The organism is Pseudobutyrivibrio xylanivorans (genome assembly GCF_010906925.1).
Lineage (GTDB): Bacteria > Bacillota > Clostridia > Lachnospirales > Lachnospiraceae > Pseudobutyrivibrio.
Genome location: NZ_VTVE01000001.1, coordinates 1 through 18,770, shown reverse-complemented (window position 1 = coordinate 18,770; position 18,770 = coordinate 1). Strand labels below are relative to the sequence as shown.

At 38.4% G+C, this 18,770-nt stretch carries 17 protein-coding genes, 8 tRNA genes, 1 rRNA gene and 1 riboswitch; of the genes, 1 reads left to right on the top strand and 25 read right to left on the bottom strand.

Features of this window, described 5'->3' with window-relative positions; all coding sequences use genetic code 11:
* Positions 1 to 57: 57 nt before the first annotated feature.
* The 15 genes from F0Q01_RS00130 to F0Q01_RS00060 form a co-directional block, all read right to left on the bottom strand.
* On the bottom strand, positions 58 to 315 hold the full coding sequence (locus tag F0Q01_RS00130; protein WP_090153421.1) for a hypothetical protein: 258 nt from the start codon (positions 313 to 315) through the stop codon (positions 58 to 60).
* Between the two features lie 16 nt (positions 316 to 331).
* Positions 332 to 1,006, bottom strand: coding sequence for a hydrogenase nickel incorporation protein HypB (gene hypB, locus F0Q01_RS00125; protein ID WP_090489596.1), 675 nt, complete (start codon positions 1,004 to 1,006; stop codon positions 332 to 334).
* A gap of 73 nt (positions 1,007 to 1,079) precedes the next feature.
* Positions 1,080 to 1,475 carry an ATP-binding protein gene (locus F0Q01_RS00120; RefSeq protein ID WP_163927073.1) on the bottom strand — a complete coding sequence of 132 codons (396 nt, stop codon included), beginning with the start codon at positions 1,473 to 1,475 and terminating at the stop codon, positions 1,080 to 1,082.
* Between the two features lie 447 nt (positions 1,476 to 1,922).
* The gene (locus F0Q01_RS00115) at positions 1,923 to 2,684 is read right to left on the bottom strand and encodes a class I SAM-dependent methyltransferase (RefSeq protein ID WP_090489592.1); all 762 of its coding nucleotides are present in this window, start codon (positions 2,682 to 2,684) and stop codon (positions 1,923 to 1,925) included.
* A 32-nt stretch (positions 2,685 to 2,716) separates the two neighbouring features.
* Positions 2,717 to 3,427 carry a class I SAM-dependent methyltransferase gene (locus F0Q01_RS00110; protein WP_330584230.1) on the bottom strand — a complete coding sequence of 237 codons (711 nt, stop codon included), beginning with the start codon at positions 3,425 to 3,427 and terminating at the stop codon, positions 2,717 to 2,719.
* A 146-nt stretch (positions 3,428 to 3,573) separates the two neighbouring features.
* Positions 3,574 to 4,332 carry an ABC transporter ATP-binding protein gene (locus F0Q01_RS00105; protein WP_090489589.1) on the bottom strand — a complete coding sequence of 253 codons (759 nt, stop codon included), beginning with the start codon at positions 4,330 to 4,332 and terminating at the stop codon, positions 3,574 to 3,576.
* Positions 4,333 to 4,337: 5 nt separating this feature from the next.
* Positions 4,338 to 5,123: an ABC transporter ATP-binding protein gene (locus F0Q01_RS00100; protein WP_090489587.1), complete on the bottom strand. Its 786-nt coding sequence runs from the start codon at positions 5,121 to 5,123 to the stop codon at positions 4,338 to 4,340.
* A gap of 23 nt (positions 5,124 to 5,146) precedes the next feature.
* Positions 5,147 to 6,712 carry an ABC transporter substrate-binding protein gene (locus F0Q01_RS00095; protein WP_090489586.1) on the bottom strand — a complete coding sequence of 522 codons (1,566 nt, stop codon included), beginning with the start codon at positions 6,710 to 6,712 and terminating at the stop codon, positions 5,147 to 5,149.
* Positions 6,713 to 6,741: 29 nt separating this feature from the next.
* Positions 6,742 to 7,593 (bottom strand): nickel transporter permease, encoded by an 852-nt coding sequence (gene nikC / locus F0Q01_RS00090; protein ID WP_090489584.1) that lies wholly within the window; start codon positions 7,591 to 7,593, stop codon positions 6,742 to 6,744.
* Positions 7,586 to 8,551 (bottom strand): nickel ABC transporter permease, encoded by a 966-nt coding sequence (nikB, locus tag F0Q01_RS00085; RefSeq protein ID WP_090489582.1) that lies wholly within the window; start codon positions 8,549 to 8,551, stop codon positions 7,586 to 7,588. The genes nikC and nikB overlap by 8 nt, the downstream gene beginning before the upstream one ends.
* Positions 8,552 to 8,694: 143 nt before the next feature.
* On the bottom strand, positions 8,695 to 10,062 hold the full coding sequence (locus F0Q01_RS00080) for a right-handed parallel beta-helix repeat-containing protein (protein ID WP_090489580.1): 1,368 nt from the start codon (positions 10,060 to 10,062) through the stop codon (positions 8,695 to 8,697).
* Positions 10,063 to 10,233: 171 nt separating this feature from the next.
* Positions 10,234 to 10,737 (bottom strand): hypothetical protein, encoded by a 504-nt coding sequence (locus F0Q01_RS00075; protein ID WP_090153400.1) that lies wholly within the window; start codon positions 10,735 to 10,737, stop codon positions 10,234 to 10,236.
* 16 nt (positions 10,738 to 10,753) lie between these two features.
* Positions 10,754 to 11,173: a DUF523 domain-containing protein gene (locus F0Q01_RS00070; RefSeq protein ID WP_090489577.1), complete on the bottom strand. Its 420-nt coding sequence runs from the start codon at positions 11,171 to 11,173 to the stop codon at positions 10,754 to 10,756.
* Between the two features lie 31 nt (positions 11,174 to 11,204).
* Complete coding sequence (locus F0Q01_RS00065; protein WP_090489575.1) at positions 11,205 to 11,612, bottom strand: acyl-CoA thioesterase; 408 nt, start codon at positions 11,610 to 11,612, stop codon at positions 11,205 to 11,207.
* Positions 11,613 to 11,789: 177 nt separating this feature from the next.
* Complete coding sequence (locus tag F0Q01_RS00060; protein ID WP_090489573.1) at positions 11,790 to 13,847, bottom strand: methyl-accepting chemotaxis protein; 2,058 nt, start codon at positions 13,845 to 13,847, stop codon at positions 11,790 to 11,792.
* Positions 13,848 to 14,082: 235 nt separating this feature from the next.
* Positions 14,083 to 14,178: riboswitch (THF riboswitch) on the top strand.
* A 66-nt stretch (positions 14,179 to 14,244) separates the two neighbouring features.
* Between F0Q01_RS00060 and F0Q01_RS00055 the strand changes: the two genes are divergently transcribed.
* Positions 14,245 to 14,766 carry a folate family ECF transporter S component gene (locus tag F0Q01_RS00055; RefSeq protein WP_090489572.1) on the top strand — a complete coding sequence of 174 codons (522 nt, stop codon included), beginning with the start codon at positions 14,245 to 14,247 and terminating at the stop codon, positions 14,764 to 14,766.
* A gap of 44 nt (positions 14,767 to 14,810) precedes the next feature.
* Here F0Q01_RS00055 and F0Q01_RS00050 read toward each other — a convergent pair whose 3' ends face one another.
* The 10 genes from F0Q01_RS00050 to F0Q01_RS00005 all read right to left on the bottom strand — a co-directional run.
* On the bottom strand, positions 14,811 to 16,817 hold the full coding sequence (locus tag F0Q01_RS00050; RefSeq protein ID WP_090489569.1) for a GGDEF domain-containing protein: 2,007 nt from the start codon (positions 16,815 to 16,817) through the stop codon (positions 14,811 to 14,813).
* Between the two features lie 898 nt (positions 16,818 to 17,715).
* Positions 17,716 to 17,789 (bottom strand) — tRNA-Arg (locus F0Q01_RS00045).
* Between the two features lie 29 nt (positions 17,790 to 17,818).
* Positions 17,819 to 17,902 (bottom strand) — tRNA-Leu (locus F0Q01_RS00040).
* 23 nt (positions 17,903 to 17,925) lie between these two features.
* Positions 17,926 to 17,998: transfer RNA gene (locus F0Q01_RS00035), tRNA-Val, on the bottom strand.
* A gap of 18 nt (positions 17,999 to 18,016) precedes the next feature.
* A tRNA-Asp gene (locus tag F0Q01_RS00030) sits at positions 18,017 to 18,090 on the bottom strand.
* Between the two features lie 19 nt (positions 18,091 to 18,109).
* Positions 18,110 to 18,183, bottom strand: a tRNA-Ile gene (locus tag F0Q01_RS00025).
* 65 nt (positions 18,184 to 18,248) lie between these two features.
* Positions 18,249 to 18,321: transfer RNA gene (locus tag F0Q01_RS00020), tRNA-Thr, on the bottom strand.
* 26 nt (positions 18,322 to 18,347) lie between these two features.
* Positions 18,348 to 18,419: transfer RNA gene (locus F0Q01_RS00015), tRNA-Glu, on the bottom strand.
* 83 nt (positions 18,420 to 18,502) lie between these two features.
* A tRNA-Asn gene (locus tag F0Q01_RS00010) sits at positions 18,503 to 18,574 on the bottom strand.
* Positions 18,575 to 18,646: 72 nt separating this feature from the next.
* Positions 18,647 to 18,770 (bottom strand): 23S ribosomal RNA (locus F0Q01_RS00005); the annotation flags it as partial.

The window sequence follows — 18,770 nt, the reverse complement described above, 5'->3', positions numbered from 1 at the left end:
AAAACATCCCTTTTATATTCTAAAAAAGCTCAAGGGCAAACTGCTCTTGAGCTTAAATTATTTCGTGAAGGCAGAAAAAATATCTATCCCTGCTGCCATCTTCTTTAAATCAGAAAGATGCTCACGCATGTATTTTTCCAATTCGTTTACTTCGATTGCTGCAAATCCATTATTGTTGAGAATCTTACATTCTGGAATACGTCCTTCAGCATCTCTAACCCCATCAGAAAAGGTCACAAAGGCATACTTTTGCCCCTTGTCGTTCTGGCAAACTGCTGAAACTGACATATTAAGTTCACCATGATTTTCCTTCATAACCCCTCCAATCAAACTAAGCTTGCTTTACTGCTGCAATTTCACTTTCCAACCAATCAACCACGGCATCTAGGCCCTCGCCAGTCTTACCACTGACGAAGAAAATTTTCGCATTTGGATTTAGCTTTAAAATTCTCTCAGTAACTTTTTCCTTACTAAAATCAAAATAATCCAAAGTATCGATTTTGTTAATCAGAACCACATCGCTAACCTCAAACATAAGTGGGTACTTAAGCGGCTTGTCATCTCCCTCTGGAACAGAAAGAAGCATGAGATTTTTATTGGCTCCCACATCAAACTCTGCTGGACACACTAAATTACCAATATTTTCAAGTATAAGTAAATCCAAACCAGTAGTATCGTACTCAGAAAGAGCACGGCTAGTCATATCTGCATCAATATGGCAAAGTCCCATGTTGTGAATCTGAATAGACTCAACGCCCGTGGCATCTGCTACACGCTGGGCATCAATACTAGTCTCTATATCCACGTCCATCTCGCCAATTTTATATTTATCCTTCATGCGATTAATAATTGCAGAAAGAGTAGTTGTCTTTCCTGAACCAGGTCCTGACATTACATTTACAAAAAAAGTCCCCTGCTTCTTCATCTGCTCTCTAATAGATGCAGCTGCAGCTTCGTTTTCTGCGAATACGCTCTCTCCTATTTCAATCACTTTTACTTCAGACATTATTAATACTCCTAAAAAAATAAAGTTAGAATCCCTCTTAAGATTCTAACTTATATTATAGACTATATTGCAGTTAAAAGACCACCTTAAATTCTGAGCCCCCACCGATGCCATTATCGGTAATCAGCTTAGCCTGATGAAGCTCCACTATATCCTTAACGCTAGTGATAATAGGATCCGCGTAAGGAGTGCCCTTGCCATCGTCCTTAATGGAAATAGTAGGGCCATCGCTGGTGTATACCTTTACCCAAATATGTCCACCCTCGTCATTATATTTAATAGAGTTTTCCACAAGATTAAATACTACCTCTTCCAGGTTCTCCTTGCTGCCAAAAACACTACACCTCTCTCCTGAAAAAGACAATGAAATATTAGCCTCCTTGGCCTCGCCATCTAATTTTGAAATACAATCCCCAACAAGATTAGACAACTCCAGGGCCTCGAAAACTGGTTCTTCCGCTTTATTCATAACATAGTTCTCCGTGTCCAAAAAGTTATATTGTGTAACATTGTAGTAACATTTTCGTAACATTTAGGATTATAACACAGATGAACTATTCTGGCAAATATAAGTCTAAACGCTGAAAAACTGGGAGAAATACCCTTAAGAAAAAATTACAAAAATATAAAAAGCCGACACCAATGTGTCGGCATAATATTCGGGGAGTGCGACCAAAGTTGCCCCTGGTCGCTGAGTTATGAAAAATTTGGTATTAGCTTTTCGCTAGTACGATGTATAATATACCACGACCTAAACGTTTTCGCAAGAAAAAATTACAAAAAAAATTGTATTTTTTTGTATTCGTCTGATGGGATTTTTTGTTGATTATTTAGGGCTTTCCACCACTTTTTTACTCACTTGTGGTGATCCAATCACTTTTAATCAATAGTTATCATAAATAATCAGTATTCATGATTATTTAATAGCTTTTATGCAAAACATTTTATCCGGGATATAGAATTCATCATGCTCAATAAAAATCCTATCTCCAAACTCTCTATCAATATCTATCTCATTAAAGCCTAAATGTGAAAGAACCTCCTGATCCCACTGAGGTCTATCTAGCATACTGATGGTAAGCATATGATAAATATGGTGACACTCATCCTTTAAAGCATCGTCTATATTGCTGTGGGCAATGTTTTCTGGGCTCTTTAAATTATGTGCTCCCTTGGCGTACTCTGCGTCAAAATTAATAAGAACGCCACCTTTTTTAAGCACACGCATCCACTGACTGTATGCATCAATAGGATGTGGCAGTGTCCAGGTAAGATTTCGGCTAATTACCACATCGAAAGTCTCATCTTCAAAACTAAGGTTTTCAGCATCACCTGTAATTGCCTTAACTGCACTTTTGTCCAAACCATATAGTCCAATCATCTCATTGGCCCTATCTATCATCTCTTGAGTCAAATCTATGCCAGTAACCTTATGACCGCATCTACCTAAAATGACTTCAAAATACCCTGTTCCACATCCCACATCAAGGATATTAAGGTTTTCTTTTTTGGGAAGTAGCTTTTCTATCTCTCCTAGCCATCTAGCAGCCTTAGGGCTTTCTATTTCATCATGCCTAAGTTCAAAAAAGCTCTCTGCCCTTTTTGTCCAGTAGCTCTCTACTTTTTCTTTTATATTGTCAGCCTCATCTTCAAAGGCTATATAGTGTAATTTTCCCATTATTAATTATTCCTATTCTACCTGTGGCCCAATTAATCCTTTATCAGCTTCACCATAAATAGTGGTGTTGACTTATAATTTATCTTTTCCTTTGTTGAATATAGAACCTGGCCTATATCTTCTTTTATACTCACCTGTCCAGCAGCCATAGACTGCAGGTATTCTTCATCCCAAGCTGGCCTAATCCTGTCGGTAAGAGGCATCTGTATAGCAATTGCCTCCATCTGATCAAAATTAGCTCCTATATTGTAATCGCCTAGCCCCTGCTCAGCAACATTCATTCTGTCCTGATTGTACTCGCCCCTCTTTTTATCATCCACTAAATATGTATACCAATTGGCGTCAAATACAAGCATAAGGCCATTTTTCTTCAATACTCTAACCCACTGATTATAAGCGGTCTTGGGCTCAGGCAAATTCCATGTGAGATTTCTGGAAAATACCACATCAAATGTCGCGTCCTCAAATGGCAATTCCATAGCGTTTCCCTGGATAAAGGTAATACTCTCTGTCATGTTCCCTGCGTTGGCCCTGGCCTCCTTCAACATAGATTCTGAAAAATCAAATGCTGTCACATTAAATCCAGCCTCAGCCAAAATGATAGATATAAATCCAGGTCCTGCTCCCACATCAAGAATCTTTATATCGCTTCTTTTCCTACCTGGAAACTGAAGTGTAATTTCAGAAGTCAAAAAAGACGTCCAATTTTTTCTTTGGACGCCTGCCAATTCTTCTTTATTCACCTCAGAATATCCTAAGGCTCTATTTTGCCAATAGACATGATTTTGCTTAATTAATTCTTTATTCATAACTTAACAAAGTATATCACAAAAATATAAATATAAGCTTCAAGCTCATGATTTAGAAAAAAACATTCAATGCGAGTAGCCTACAATATTGAATCCACAAGCAACTTTGTATAGTCTGCTTGTGGGTTGTTTATTATCTCATCAGGTGTGCCCTGATCTACGATTTTACCGTCATAGAGCACTATTACTCTGTCACAAAACTGCTGCACCAAAGCTAAGTTGTGACAGATAAAAATAATTGATAAAATCTTTGATTTTCTCAATTTATCCAGCAGCTCAATTATCTGCTTTTGAACAGTTACATCAAGAGAGCTTGTAGCCTCATCACAAATAAGTATCCTTGGTTCCACTGCAAGAGCTCTTGCGATAGCCGCTCTCTGACATTGACCACCACTGACCTGGTGAGGATATTTCAATGCTATCTCCGCTGGTAGACCACACATTTCAAGAAGCTCTGCCACTTTATTGGCTGTGGCTCCACTATTATATCCTCTATTTTTAAGGGACTCACCAATTCCATAACCCAAAGTCTTTCTTGGATTAAATGACTCTGCAGGATTCTGAAAGACCATCTGAATCTGACTGTAAAGCTCTATGGCTTTGTTCTTTTTCATTTTGCATATATCCTTATCGTATATGCGAATGTTTCCATCTGTAGCCTTTATGAGCCCAGTAAGAAGGCGGGCGATTGTACTCTTTCCACTTCCCGACTCGCCAACCAGGGCAAGTGTTTCTCCATCATGCAGGGAAAATGAAACATTGTCAACTGCTGCTGTGTCAGCCTTACCATGTGCTTTGAAATATTTAGTTAGATTATTTACTGTTATTATTTCTTTCACCTAAACTAAGCCCTCTTAAGTCGTGGAACTGCCTCCATCAAATGCTTGGTATAATCATTCTCCGGACTATCAATAACTTTCTTAGCCTCACCGTATTCCATCATATTGCCATCCTTTAATACAAGAACCGTATCTGCCATAGCTGCTGCAACGCTGATGTCATGGGTAACAATAATAATAGCCGTTCCAAATAATTCTCTGAGATTGAGCATCTCATCTACAACTTGCTTCTGCACAGCTACATCCAGCGCACTTGTAGGTTCATCCGCCAGCAATATAGATGGATTCATAAGCATTGAAATAGCAATACCAACTCTTTGATTCATGCCACCTGACAATTCAAATGGATAACTCTTCCAAAGCTTTTCGGCCTCTCTAAATCCTATTTTTTCAAATAAATCTAGCGCCTTTTCCTTTGCAATAGCCTTTGGAATTTTCTTGTGAGAATTCATGCTCTCTATAATCTGACTGCCGATTGTTCTAATAGGGCAAAGTGAGCTTTTGGCATCCTGAAAAATCATGCCAATTTCAGCACCACGAATCTTTCTCATTTCCTTTTCAGATAGCTGTAGTAGATTGGTGCCTTTGTAATAAATATCTCCCTTAGTCACCAGACCATTGTCATTTAAAAGACCCATTGCAGATTTTATAAGCGTACTTTTCCCGCTGCCCGACTCTCCAACCAAAGCAAGGATTTCCCCCGAATGCAAAGAGAAGCTTACGTCATGAACAACGGGGCCTTCTTCAAATGAAATTTCTACTGAATCAAATTTTAAGATTTCCTCCCTCATAACCTAAGCCTCTCTAAAACTATCTACTGAATATCCAAGTCTGCTGTAAATTCATAGTAATCACTTGGGTGTGCCTTAAGTCCTGTTACATTAGCCTTTGTAATCATACTCATACGAAGGAATGAACAGAAAATAAATGAGTTGTCATCAAGAAGCTGCTGCTGCATCTGAATAGCAAGCTCGCCCCTCTTTTCTGGATCAAATGTGACATTCATTTCCTCTGCAAGTTTCTGAAGCTCATCACTGTGATATCCACCACGATTCTTAGGTGAATCATCTAAGCAGTTTGTTGTAAAGAAATACATTGGGTCTCCAATGCTAGCTGTAACAAATGCTGCTGCATATACATCCCAGCCATCCTTCTCAGATACGATTGTACCATGGTCAGCTGTAATGTTGAGCTGAATATCAAATCCTATATCCTTAAGTGTTGCCTGTGCTGATTCACAGAGAAGTGGAAGCTCCTGTCTACTTGGGTAACTAACCCATTTAAGTGTAAGAGTCTTTCCACCCTTTTCTCTAATTCCGTCTCCATCAGTATCCTTCCAGCCAGCTTCCTCAAGTACAGTCTTAGCTGCTTCTGGGTCATATCCAACAGTAGATACTGCATCACCGCCGAATGAGAAATTGTCAGGGAAGGCACCAACACCTACTGCGCCGTATCCCTTTAGTAATGTATTTACAAAACCTTCCTTGTCGATGCCCATTGCAAGCGCTTTTCTGACAGCATCATCCTGGATGATTTTAGAGTTGTAATTCATCTGGCAATAGAAAGCACGGCTTGTTGGTGTGCCAGTAAATACATAGTCATCATTTTCAAAAATTGGATAGTTGGCATAGGCCATACCATAAGCTGCATCTATATCACCATTTTGAAGAGCAAGTGCAAGTGTATCTCCATCTGTGATTGTAAGCACTGTAATCTCATCAATCTTTGGCTGCCCATTCCAGTAATTGTCATTCTTAACCAGCTTTAGATGGTCTGATGTAACAAGCTCTGTTGCCACATAAGGACCTGTTCCTACTACGATACCATCTGCATTTCCAGATTCCACATCAATGATGCATCCATAAGGATCGCAAAGATAATTCATAAGTGTAGGCTTTGGTTCCTGTGTTTTGATAGTAAGAGTCAGTCCATCTGCCTCAATAGAATCAATTGCAAGGTCAGCTGCAGCTCTTTCATGAACTGCCACCAAATCCTCGATACAAGCCTTTACTGCTGCTGCATCGCAAGCCTTACCATTTGAGAATGTAACTCCATCCTTGATTACAACCTTCCATGTAAGGTCGTCTATATTCTCATAGCTTTCTGCCACCCATGGCTCAAGCTCCATATTGTCATTGAATTTAAATAATGTCTCACCAACACCATAACGAATGCAGGCCCATCCACAATATGCTTCGTGTGGATCAATAGTTGCCTCTTCATTTTCTGCGTTAAATGTTGTGTCTCCAAAAGTAAATGTCTTCTTTCCGTCGTCACTTGCATTTGTAGGCTCTTTTTTTGAACCACTACAACCTGTAAATGCTCCTAATGTAAGCGCCATAGCCATAGCAAAGGCAACGGCTTTCTTTATTCCCTTCATATATGCTCCTTTCTATTTATGGTAAAGTGCTATTTAGGATCAAGATAATCCCGCACTGTGTCACCAAGTAAATTAAAAATAACTACAGAAATAAATATGGCAATTCCTGGGGATAGTACTACCCACGGATATGTCTGTAACATACTTCTGCCACTTGACATCATACTGCCCCATTCTGCAATCGGAGGCTGCGCACCCAGTCCTAAAAATGAAAGTCCTGCCAGCTCCATTGTCATAGTGCCAATATCAAGCATAGCTGTCACAAGTATAGGACCGAATATATTAGGCAAAATATGGCGAAAGATAATCTGAGGGGGATTGTCTCCCGCCAAGACTGCCGCCTGAACGAAGGAGGAAACCTTCACTGATAACGTCTGACTTCTGGCAACTCTGGCATATTTAGGCCAGCTTATTACCGCAAGGGCAATAATAGCATTTAAAACACCACCGCCTAAAAGAGCTGCAACTGCAAGGGCAAATACAAGCCCTGGGAAAGCAAGGAAAAAGTCTGATACTCGCATTACGATAGCATCAACTTTCCCACCAATAAATCCTGAAATTGTTCCGACTGCTGTCCCTACAAGAGTAATAATACACACAAGGGCAAGTGTAGAAAGGATACTTGCTCTGGCACCAACAATAACTCTAGAAAACATATCTCTGCCATAGGCATCAGTTCCCATAATATGGGCAGCTGATGGCGCCTGATAACTTAAAGATAAGTCCTGGGCATAAGGGTCATATGGACATAATCTATCTGCAAAAACTGCCACTGCAACCAAACAAATTGCTAGCGTAGCAAATACAATAAGTCGACACTTAGTATTACATTTTTTTACTTTTAGCTGTCGGACGGACACCTGTCTATTCACACTACTCATTGTCAGTGCCCTCCAATCTAATTCTTGGATCTAATAATCTGTACGATAAATCTGTAATCAGATTAACTGTCACATAAATAATGGCCATCCACATAACATAGGCTTGGATAATAGGATAGTCTCGCATGTTGATAGCATCCACTGCCATCTTTCCTACGCCGTCCCACATAAATATGGACTCAACTATGGCTGTACCACCCAAAAGGCTTCCGATGGAAAGTGCAAGTAGAGTAATAATTGTGACAAGGGATTCTCTCATTACGCTCTTCCATAGGGTGGTAGAAAACTTAACACCTCTAGCCTTAGCGCCCATAATATAATCCTTGCCAAGCTCATCTAAGACTGTAGTCCTAACCTGACGCAGGTATTTAGCACTCATTGCAATAGCTAGAGTGATAGTAGGCATAGCCACACTTTCAAAGCTCATCTCTCTTGATATAATAGGGAAAAATCTAAGCTTGATTCCTAGGATATACATAAGTACAAGGGAAACAAAAAAGTTTGGCATACTATTTCCAATAAAGCTGAAAAACCTGATGAAATAATCCCAGAATTTATTTTTATATACTGCTGAAATAATCCCTAGAGGGATAGAAATAATTACTGTAAGTACTATGGATGTTACAGTAAGGAACAATGTAGCTGGCAGCTTTGAAATGAATGTATCAAACACATCCATGCCAGAAACAAAGCTAACCCCCATATCACCGTGGAGTAAGTCATTAAGCCATGTTATGTATTGAACTAAAAAAGGCTTATCTAAACCTAGCTGGGCCTTTGCTGCCTCAAGCTGGGCATCAGTGACCACCTGACCGGTGTTCAGCATCTTTTGCTCAACAACATCTGAGCCAGCCAGTCGCATCATAGCAAATGACAAGAAGGTAATTGCAAACAATATTGGGATTAATTGTAGAATTCGTTTGATTGTATATTTCAAAAGAGAATACCCCTTAAACATTCTTTAACTAGTCTAGTTTACTATTAAACCAGTAGTGTATCAAATGTTTAAGGGGTATTAGTTATTCATAATTATTAAATTTGTTATTCCACTTTGGAATATTCAGTATATGACAAATGCATTTTAAGCTGTAATTGTTATTATTAATTATTTCTTACAACCACATTTCCAGAGCTCAATTTTCCAAAAACTTCTTGGTATTTCACCGCAGAGCCCTGTGCATCAAATGTGTTTTGATAAATAACATTTGTACCTGAGCATGCGAACTGAACCATGAAACATGTTCCTGAAGTATTATAAATATAGTTATTTTCAAAGGCACAGCCTGTTGCCCAGCCAGTTATTTTTGGATCATATCCGCCAAATGCTATTCCAGCAAATGCATTGTTTTCTCTTAAAATATTGTCATGTACATAGATTGCTGTAACTGCCACACCTGGATGCTCTGTAGCAACTTCTATACCAATATCACAATAGGATACTGTATTTCCAAAAACAATTACATGGTCTCCTCCATCAACATAAATACCTGCAGCGCACTTACTCTCGTATGTAATATTGATGCTTGGGTCGCAAGAAATATACTCCACTGTATTATTGGAAATGACACCATCTCTAGCTCTATCTAATTCTCGATCTTTACTACCTTCTTTTGTTTGCTCATAGCCTATAGCATCTATACCGATATTGTCACAATTATGAATGTAATTGTTATTAACAGTGAAATTGGAAACATTACCATTTAATGCGAGGGATTCACTCTGTCCAAGATGCAAATCATAAAGCTCGCATCCACTTATATTAATATCAGTTGTTGGTTCTTTCACACCACCTGAAACGTAGATTCCATGTCCGTTGTACTCCTCAGACACAGTTGTGTAAATACATCCGATATCATGAATTATGCAATCCTTTATAGTAACATTTGAGGAACCATCTGCCACTTCAATACCTGTAGTTGTAATGTCCTCTGATGGTCCTGTATACTTGAAATTTTCAATTTCCAAATTGCTAACAGACACATCTGATGCCTGAATATATATCATAGCATTTGCATCATCAGTAGGTGTTAGATCTTCGCCATCAAGAATGGCTCCTACTTCTGCTTCTATTTTTATGCCATCTGTTTCAATAAATAATTGCTCACTATAATGTCCAGCAGGAACAATAATTGTTCCACCACCTGCTTCTGAAGCCATATCTATAGCATCATTAATACTATCAGCGTCACTACCCACAACAATAGGTCCCTCTATAGTATTTGACTCCTCAGTCTCATCATCTAAATCTACTGTAGTATCATCTTCCTCAGCTTCCACCTCAACCTCATCATCTGAGTCTTCGTCTGAAACTTCTTCTACATCTTCTTCTGTCTCTTCTTCGATGCTCTCTTCCTCTACATCTTCAGCAATTACTTCAGCCGCCTTTACCTTAGTAACATTTGTTTCAAAGCCTAACACCAAAGCTAATGCCACCATACCTAAGGCAATAATCTTCTTACTATTAATCATCAACACTATCCTTTCTGTCTCAATAGTCTAGTTAATTTGTGTTCTGATCAGTTAACACGGCTGTTATCATAGCACAACTCATTTTAGCTGTGAAGATAATATCACAATAATACTCATATGTGTAATATCCCTTAGAACAGGCTTATTCTATAGGGTATGATTTATGATGATTTACTGCATAAATCGCTCCATAACCTCAGTTGTATGCATAGAGAGAATTCCTGCTCCAAAGGCTTCCATTATTTCTGTGTAGCTGTCATCAATAAACATAATTTCGTTCATATCATATCCATCTCGTTCAGCTATCATCTTCATAATAAGCACCTTTTTATGTCTTGATTCTGTAGAAATCAAATCACCATGATGCTCGAAAATACCAGGATAGCATTCCTTTAATCTATTGAACTTAGAGTTATATTCAAAAGAATTGCTACACTCAGTCAACCCGTAAATTTTTACACCATGATTAAAATGCAAATCATCAATGAGATTTTTCACGCCACGTGGTGCCTGGCATTTGATGTATGCATTATGATTAATATTGTATTTAAGCCAGTCATTGGCATCCTCAAAACCTACGATTCGCTTGCCCTCTTCATTGTACATTTTCAGGCAAAGTAATGTGTTGTCCACATCTCCAAATAAAACTTTGATTCTTCCTAATTTTTCTTTCATATCCCCAACCCCTTTACTATTTAATGTCTGCTGCATCAATTACTTTTATTCCACTTTCTATTAACATCTCAGCGAATACGCCCTGCCCATCTATTAGTCCACCAGTGAAGGTTCCATCATATATTTGATTAACTCCACAAGATGGGCTTCTAGATTGAAGTATCGCCAAGTCTACATTTTCTTCAATGGCTTTTTTAAGTCCAAGTCTTGCCCCAGTTCTAAACTCTAGATCTTTGCTCTGTCCCTGCCTATCGGTTACAATCCCATTTACAATTTCACAGGGAATCCTAGGTGTCGAAAGTCCACCGTCTACCTCAGGACAAACCGGTATTATCTGATGCCCCTCCACGTACTTAAGTACGTTCTCGTTATAATTGTTACCGCCATTGTATTTGCAATTTTCTCCTAAGAGACATGCGCTAACCATTATTTTCATGGATAAAACTCTTCTTTCTTTGAAATAAAACTTATTGTTCGTCTGTTGAAAGCAACTGGTATAGCTCAGGATAATCCTGTTTCATTCTGATTGGTCTTCCCTTAGCATTTAAAAATGCATGGCCAGTTGTACCAACACATACCACTTTGCCGTCCTTATTTTTCATTTCATATTCAAGAAATAATTTTACGCCCTTAAATTCTTTTACTCTAACATTTATAAATATTTGTTCAGGAAATGTTGTAGTCAGCTTGTAATCACAATTTACGCTTAACACTGGAGACACTATTCCTAGCCCTTCTAGCTTGTCAAATGGCCAGCCCATCTGAGCCAAAAAATCTATTCTCGCCTCTTCCATCCATCTAATGTAGTTTGAGTGATGGGTGATTTGCATTTTGTCTGTTTCATAATACTGAACTGTGTGTATATATTCTTTCACTAGATTATCCTTCCTTAAAACATATGTAAAAGCCTACTTTTTCGTACTTTTTTATTTTAATCAAAAAATCTATATAAGTAAATCTTTGTAAAATAGCAGACTATAAAAAAGCCACTCCCTTACCAACTATAAATCTAGCGGTAAGGGAATGGCATGTATATTTTTTAATAATAGGTTTTAAAGTTTAAATCTGCTGAGTGATTCATTCAACTCATCTGAGATACTTGTTAAGTTAAATGCCATATCCTTGATGCCCTTCACAGTGTTGTTAACCTGCTCCATAGAAGCTGATGTTTCCTGAGATGATGCAGCATTTTCTTCAGATATTGCAGAAAGTCCTGACATTGTATCCTCGATAACTGCTGACTTGTTCTTCATATCTAAGCAGGCATCTTTTGCCTTTGTAAAGCTTTCTCTTACTTCATCAATCATTGAGATAACTTCTGTTACAGCATTTCTTGTATCAGTACTAATCTGCTGTTGCTTTTCTACTACACTTCCCAAATCATCAACTGTCTGTACAGCTTCTTTTGAACGGTTAGATAGCTGTTGCATTATCTCGCCAATTGAATGAGCCGCCTGTCCTGACTGTTCAGAAAGATTACCAATTTCTTCAGCAACAACTGCAAATCCTCGACCTGCCTCACCTGCTCTAGCTGCCTCAATAGATGCATTAAGTGAAAGCAAGTTTGTCTGGCTGGCAATAGAATCAATTGCATCTGCAGCTTCCTGAACCTGGCTAACGAAATCATCCACTGCTGCCATTGATTCAGAAACCTGTGTAAGGCTGGCCTGTGTCTCTTCCATAGCCTTGCCAAGGTTTTCGAAATTATAAAGCATATCCTTAGATGATTTTGACATTTCTTCAGCTTGCTGATCTGCGCCACTAAGGTTATCGTTAAGATTCTGAACAGAATCCACAATATCTGCTACAGCCTGAACGCCCTCCTGAATTGTTTCAGCCTGTGATGAAGCGCCATCTGCAATCTCAGCTACAGACTCTGAAATATTAAGTGCTGTCTGCTCAGTTGAGCTTGCGGAGTTATCAAGCTCATTTGCCGATGTCCTAAGTCCATTAGCATTAGTTTTAAGGGCACTGGCTATGTCTGTAATAGCCCTAATCAATCCAAGGGTTGAATTAGAAACCATTCCAACTTCATCATGACGATGTGCATATTTTTCTAGCCCAGAAGTCTGTGTCAAATCAAGTGAAGATGAAACATCATTTATATTATTGCTAAGTCTTGTTAAATCCTTAAGTAATATGTTGATTACTATAAATGTGATTGCAGTAATAAGTATAATTACCACTATAGCAAGAATTATTACCATTTGAGTCATGCTTCTCATAGAGGCATATACTTCATCAGCTGTATCTTGAACTAAAACTGTAATTCCATAGTTTGGAATATTTGAATAGGCAAGAAGGATTCCCTTACTTCCTAAATTATCGCTATTAACTCCACTCTCACCGTTGGCATAAGACATAATTGGGAAAACATAGCTTGATTCCTCAACAGTTGTTCCAATTAAGCTTTGGTCATCAGAGTATGTGTAATTAAGATTATTTACATCCACAAGTGATACAGTTGCCTTGTCCCATCCGTCAAATGATAATGTGCTCAGCTGATTGATAAGACCTGTGGCATTAACAGAAATACCTGCTACTGCAACCATCTTGTTTCCGCTCATTACAGGATATGAGAAAATGATACCCAAGTCACCTGTTGGCGATGCCATAACACCTGAAAACATAGGTGTTCCAGCCTGTCCCATGGCCTCATACATAGGTGTTAATGTATCTAGTAATGCCTGATCAGTTACAGACTGCTTACCTATCGTTTCATTTACATGTCCACAAAGTACATAAGTATTCGTACGGCTCATATAAATATTTTCAAGATTTGGAATTCTTGCAGCATATTCATCTGTAAATTTTTTTGCTTCCGCATAGGCCTCTGGATCATCCTGGTTTTCTGCCAATCTTACCATAGAAGGACTTACTGCGTATGCTGCTAGAAATGTCTCTATATCGCTAAAATAATTATTTATCAAAGCTGCTCTTGCTTCTGCCGCTTCTTTCATTCTAGCTTCTGCGGATTGCTCCATAGCATTTCTTGCAGTAAAAGTAACAAGCACAACAAGAATTGTCATACTAATAATTAATACTGCAATAACAACAGCCGCAATTCTTGTAGCTAGCTTCCCCTGCTTTACTACCTTAGTCTTTGCCATATAATACCCCTCCTCGAATTAAATTCGAATTACGTTACATTTATACCAATACTATTTGTAATACCCCAATCTTGTATTCTTTTAAGCTAACAAAAAATAATGTCCTTAATGTGAATAATGTATCAATAAAGTAAGGAATAACTGTAAAAACTAGCATGTTTTTACAAATTTCCTCATTTTATCTACATCGTATTGATTTGTGTTGCTTATATGGATATAATACGAAAAAAAGAAATGCAGAGTAGACTGTAAAGCGTTAAGTGCCAGGTGAACAGGGAGTTGTCACTTGGACGAAGGCAATGCCGCGGTTTTATGGTCGCATCCCGCTGCTACATAGTGAAGTGTATTTTTACGCCTCCATTGTAGATTAAGTGGACTGCAAAGGAGGTGTATTTTTATGACTAAATTACGTAACACAAAAACACTGGCTCTTGCAGCAATGCTTACAGCTATCGGTATCATCCTTAGCTTTTTCAAGATACCAGTGAATCAACTCATCACTATAGGCTTTGGCTCATTGCCCCTTAGTGTATCTGGAATGCTTCTAGGCCCAGCAGTATCTGGTGTTGTAGGAGCACTAATGGATATAGGTGGCTATCTTGTAAAACCTACCGGTCCATTTTTCCCTGGCTTTACCATCAGTGGAATAGTCAGTGGTATCATCTATGGACTTATGTTTTACAAGAAAAAAATAACCTTCACACGGGTGCTTGTCGCTCAGGTTATTTTAACAATAGTTGTTAATATTCTAATGAATAGCTACTGGCTTAAGCTTCTTTATCTCAAGGACGCCTATTTTGCCGTAATAATTTCACGACTCCCTAAGGAAGTTATTATGCTGCCAATCATGACTGTTATGAAATATATAGTTCTTAAGACAATTCAAGAGGTTAAGGTATTTCACTTACAGGTAGAGTAAAAAAATGGCTTGATTAACGCATTCAGCGCTAATCAAGCCTATTATTATGCTTTCAGTCTTTGCTTGTCCTCGTACATTTCTTTGTCTGCTCGCTCAAATACATCTGATACAAAGCAATCGGACTCTGGTTTATATTCTGACATTCCTGCTGCCAGGATAACTCCAGCACCAATCTTTTTGTTTTCAAGAACTTGTGAGCGCAATTGGTTCATAAGCTCGTGCCTTTGAGTATAATCATTACCGCGGAGGAATACCACAAACTCATCACCGCCCACTCTAAATACCGGACTATGTACGAAAATATCACATAATAGACGTGCCGATGCTCTAATGTACTCATCTCCTGCGGCATGTCCTAAAGTATCATTTATCTGCTTTAGATTATTAGTATCGCATACAACCAATCCAAAATTCAGATAATCCATGCCATGATCAATATTTCCTTGAGCTGATTCCTCTAGTTCTTTGTACGCAGTCTTGTTTTTAACTCCAGTCAACTCATCACGACGTGCTAGCTCTTTTTCTGTCTTCAGCGCTCTTAGTTGTTGCATCTGCTTTTTCACTTCAGCATCAACATCTTCTACACCAACGATAAAATGCGTGCTATCACTTGTCTTTCTAACAACCATTCTCGTAAAACGAGGCTTTCCCTTTACTATGATTCGGTAATCTATAGATGCATCTTTTTGATTTTCTAGTAAACTAATCAAGTTATCTTTATTAAGAAAGTCACAAACTGCATCTCTATCTTGGTGATGAATAATCTTTGGAATATTTTCAATTGATTCCTTAAAAAAATCGTCTCCAGATTTAGCAATCTCCAACTCTCCAAATATATTACTTACTATATAATTAACATATGAAGAATTAGCTATATCTATGTAATAGATTGCATCATAGTTGCTAGCAAGACTCTCTGCAATCTGTCCGAATGTTATGGTCTTTTTCTGATTTTCCTTATTTATTTTTTCTGCATTTAACTCATCATCAATATCTTTTTCATAGAAGATAAGATGCTTACTACTAGTGTCATGCATAACCGTAAATAAGAAGAATCTAGGTTTTTCATTTACCATGACTCTATATTTAAAAGAGAATGAGCGCTTGCCCTCAAGATTTCTCAGCATAGTTTCCTTGTTATAAAAGGCCTTCGCATATTCCTTATCATCAGGGAAAACACACTCATCAATACTATCATATGCCTCTTTAAAGAAATCTTTTTCCAAGGCAGTTGCATTTATAGACATGTATTTTTCACTTTTAGCAAATGTTAAATATTCTCCCGATTCTATGTCAATGTAAAATATGGCTTCATAGTCTTTCGCCATAGTACTAGCGATATGATCATGTATTTCTTTTTCTTTCTTCTCACTAGATTGTACGAAAGAATGCACTAGACATATACCAAATATAAGTCCTAATGCATACGAAGGATGCAATGCAAATAATATCTGAAGTGTAAGAGAAATTCCTAAAACAACGCTTGTAACTGCCACTGTTTTGTATCTAATTTTTTGTCGTCCAGTACTTTTATGGGCAACATATAACATATAAATTGATACTACAGTGTAAAATGCAATCTGCAGGAAAAATGTTATATTTTTTCCTTTTTCTCCAACATATTCATGTGCTTCATTATAGAAAAACATCAAATGATGGAATGGATTAAGCGATAGAAATACCAGCCCTATAGTAAACATAGACCATACGCCATATAGGAGTATGTCGTTTCTAAGTCCTTTTCTATCAAGATATGCCACTATATATCTCGTCCACGTAAGCATTGTTAGCAGCATAAACAAGAAATACAAAACTGTTAAAAAATATATAAATGGGAAAAATGCTTGTACCTCTTTGTGCTCATACAAAATTCCCCATGTCATATCTACTAAAAAGTATCCACATGCAGCAAGAACAAAATAGTTATATCGCACATGAACCCACTTTTTTTCATCATTGCCCTTTATACTGAATCCATATTTTTTAAATAATTCCCAGTTAATTATTAAATTTATCACCAACGCCGATCCCGGCACCATTGCGTAAATCATATAAATTTAAGCCCCCACGCTCCCCTTTGAGTAAATACATAGTTTTTTGTTTCTGATAATTATAAATCACAATTGTTAACATTCTTTTAACGTCAAAAAACTTTCACAATTTTTATAACTTTATAACTTGCGCATATAGACAATTCTTATATTGACCGGCCATCCACACCTTTGACTCTCTCCCAATTGACTGCCATACAGGGCTAGATGGGGGTTCCCCATGGATTTTTCATCACTCCACGCTCGTGCTCCCATTTTATTGGCGCTATTATCAATTTTTCTATTTTACTAGGCCTTTTGAGGCTTAATTTACGGGTTTTATTCAATATACTTAATTTTTACCGTAGGATTACAAAATTGATTTTTTTCAGAATCAAAAACCTACGGTGTTTTTCGAATATATTGAATAAATACCGTAGCCATTTTTTGATTTCTACGGTACATACTTAGTTTTTCAATTTATACCCGAAATTCAACACTCTTTGAATACCTCGTGTTACGGGTATTTATAAAAAAATCGATAAATACCCGTAACTGTAAATTTCAAACTTCAAAATCATACGGTGCAAATTTAAAAATCGGAAAAATCCCCGTAGGATTTCAGTTCCTGCCCTATAACAACAATGCTTTACTCCACAAATACAGCCATCTTGAGTATCTATTAGTCTGTTTAAATGTACGTGTATGGTTTCAGACGTCCTTTGGACGTCGCTTTTCATTGAACAAGCCGGCAAGCGAGCATTCCTTTAATTTTATCTCGTGCGTGAGAGGGCGCTGACGTCCGGTGGACGTCGTTTAGCAACGACCGATTTATTCGAACCAGTTCGAATTCGACCTGCCGGTGAGTTAAAAGAAAAAAGAGATAGGATATTTCCTATCTCTTTTTCTTTTAAATAAGCGTGCGTGAGAGGATTCGAACCCCCGACACCTTGGTCCGTAGCCAAGTGCTCTATCCAGCTGAGCTACACACACATAATATTAAAATGTACTCCTAAGAGTAATGCCGTAGACCGGAATCGAACCGGTACGATGTCGCCACCACGGGATTTTAAGTCCCGCGCGTCTGCCAGTTCCGCCACTACGGCATGTTATCCGTAAAGATAACAAATGGGACCTACAGGGCTCGAACCTGTGACCCTCTGCTTGTAAGGCAGATGCTCTCCCAGCTGAGCTAAGATCCCATGACCAAAAACTGGAAACGACCCCAGAGGGACTTGAACCCTCGACCTCCGCCGTGACAGGGCGGCGCTCTAACCAACTGAGCCATGAGGCCATATTATAAAAATAGAAAGTGGACCCTCAGGGACTCGAACCCTGGACCGACCGGTTATGAGCCGGTTGCTCTAACCAACTGAGCTAAAGGTCCATATTGTGTGAATACAAGCAAGACCTTTATAAAAAAAATTGGCCTCTTTCTACTCAATAGAAAAAAGCCGATGATCGGACTCGAACCGATAACCTGCTGATTACAAATCAGCTGCTCTGCCAATTGAGCCACATCGGCTTATTGATAAGATGCCACTTGGCAAGTGACTCCGACGGGAATCGAACCCGTGTTACCGCCGTGAAAGGGCGATGTCTTAACCGCTTGACCACGGAGCCAAACCGACTGAATTCACAACGCCTGTGTTCAGCGACTGCATTATCATAACATATAGATTTTCAAAAATCAACATCTATATGAGCTCCCCGAGTAGGGCTCGAACCTACAACAACTCGGTTAACAGCCGAGTGCTCTACCATTGAGCTATCGAGGATTATAAGTATCAAATACTCACTAGCAACCTCAAAACTTCATACAGTGTCACGAGAACACGCTAACATCTTTTTAGAATAAACCTTCGATCTATTAGTATTCATCAGCTGAATGTGTTACCACACTTACACCTTGAACCTATCTACCTTATCGTCTTTAAGGGATCTTATCTCCTTGAAGGAGGGGATATCTCATCT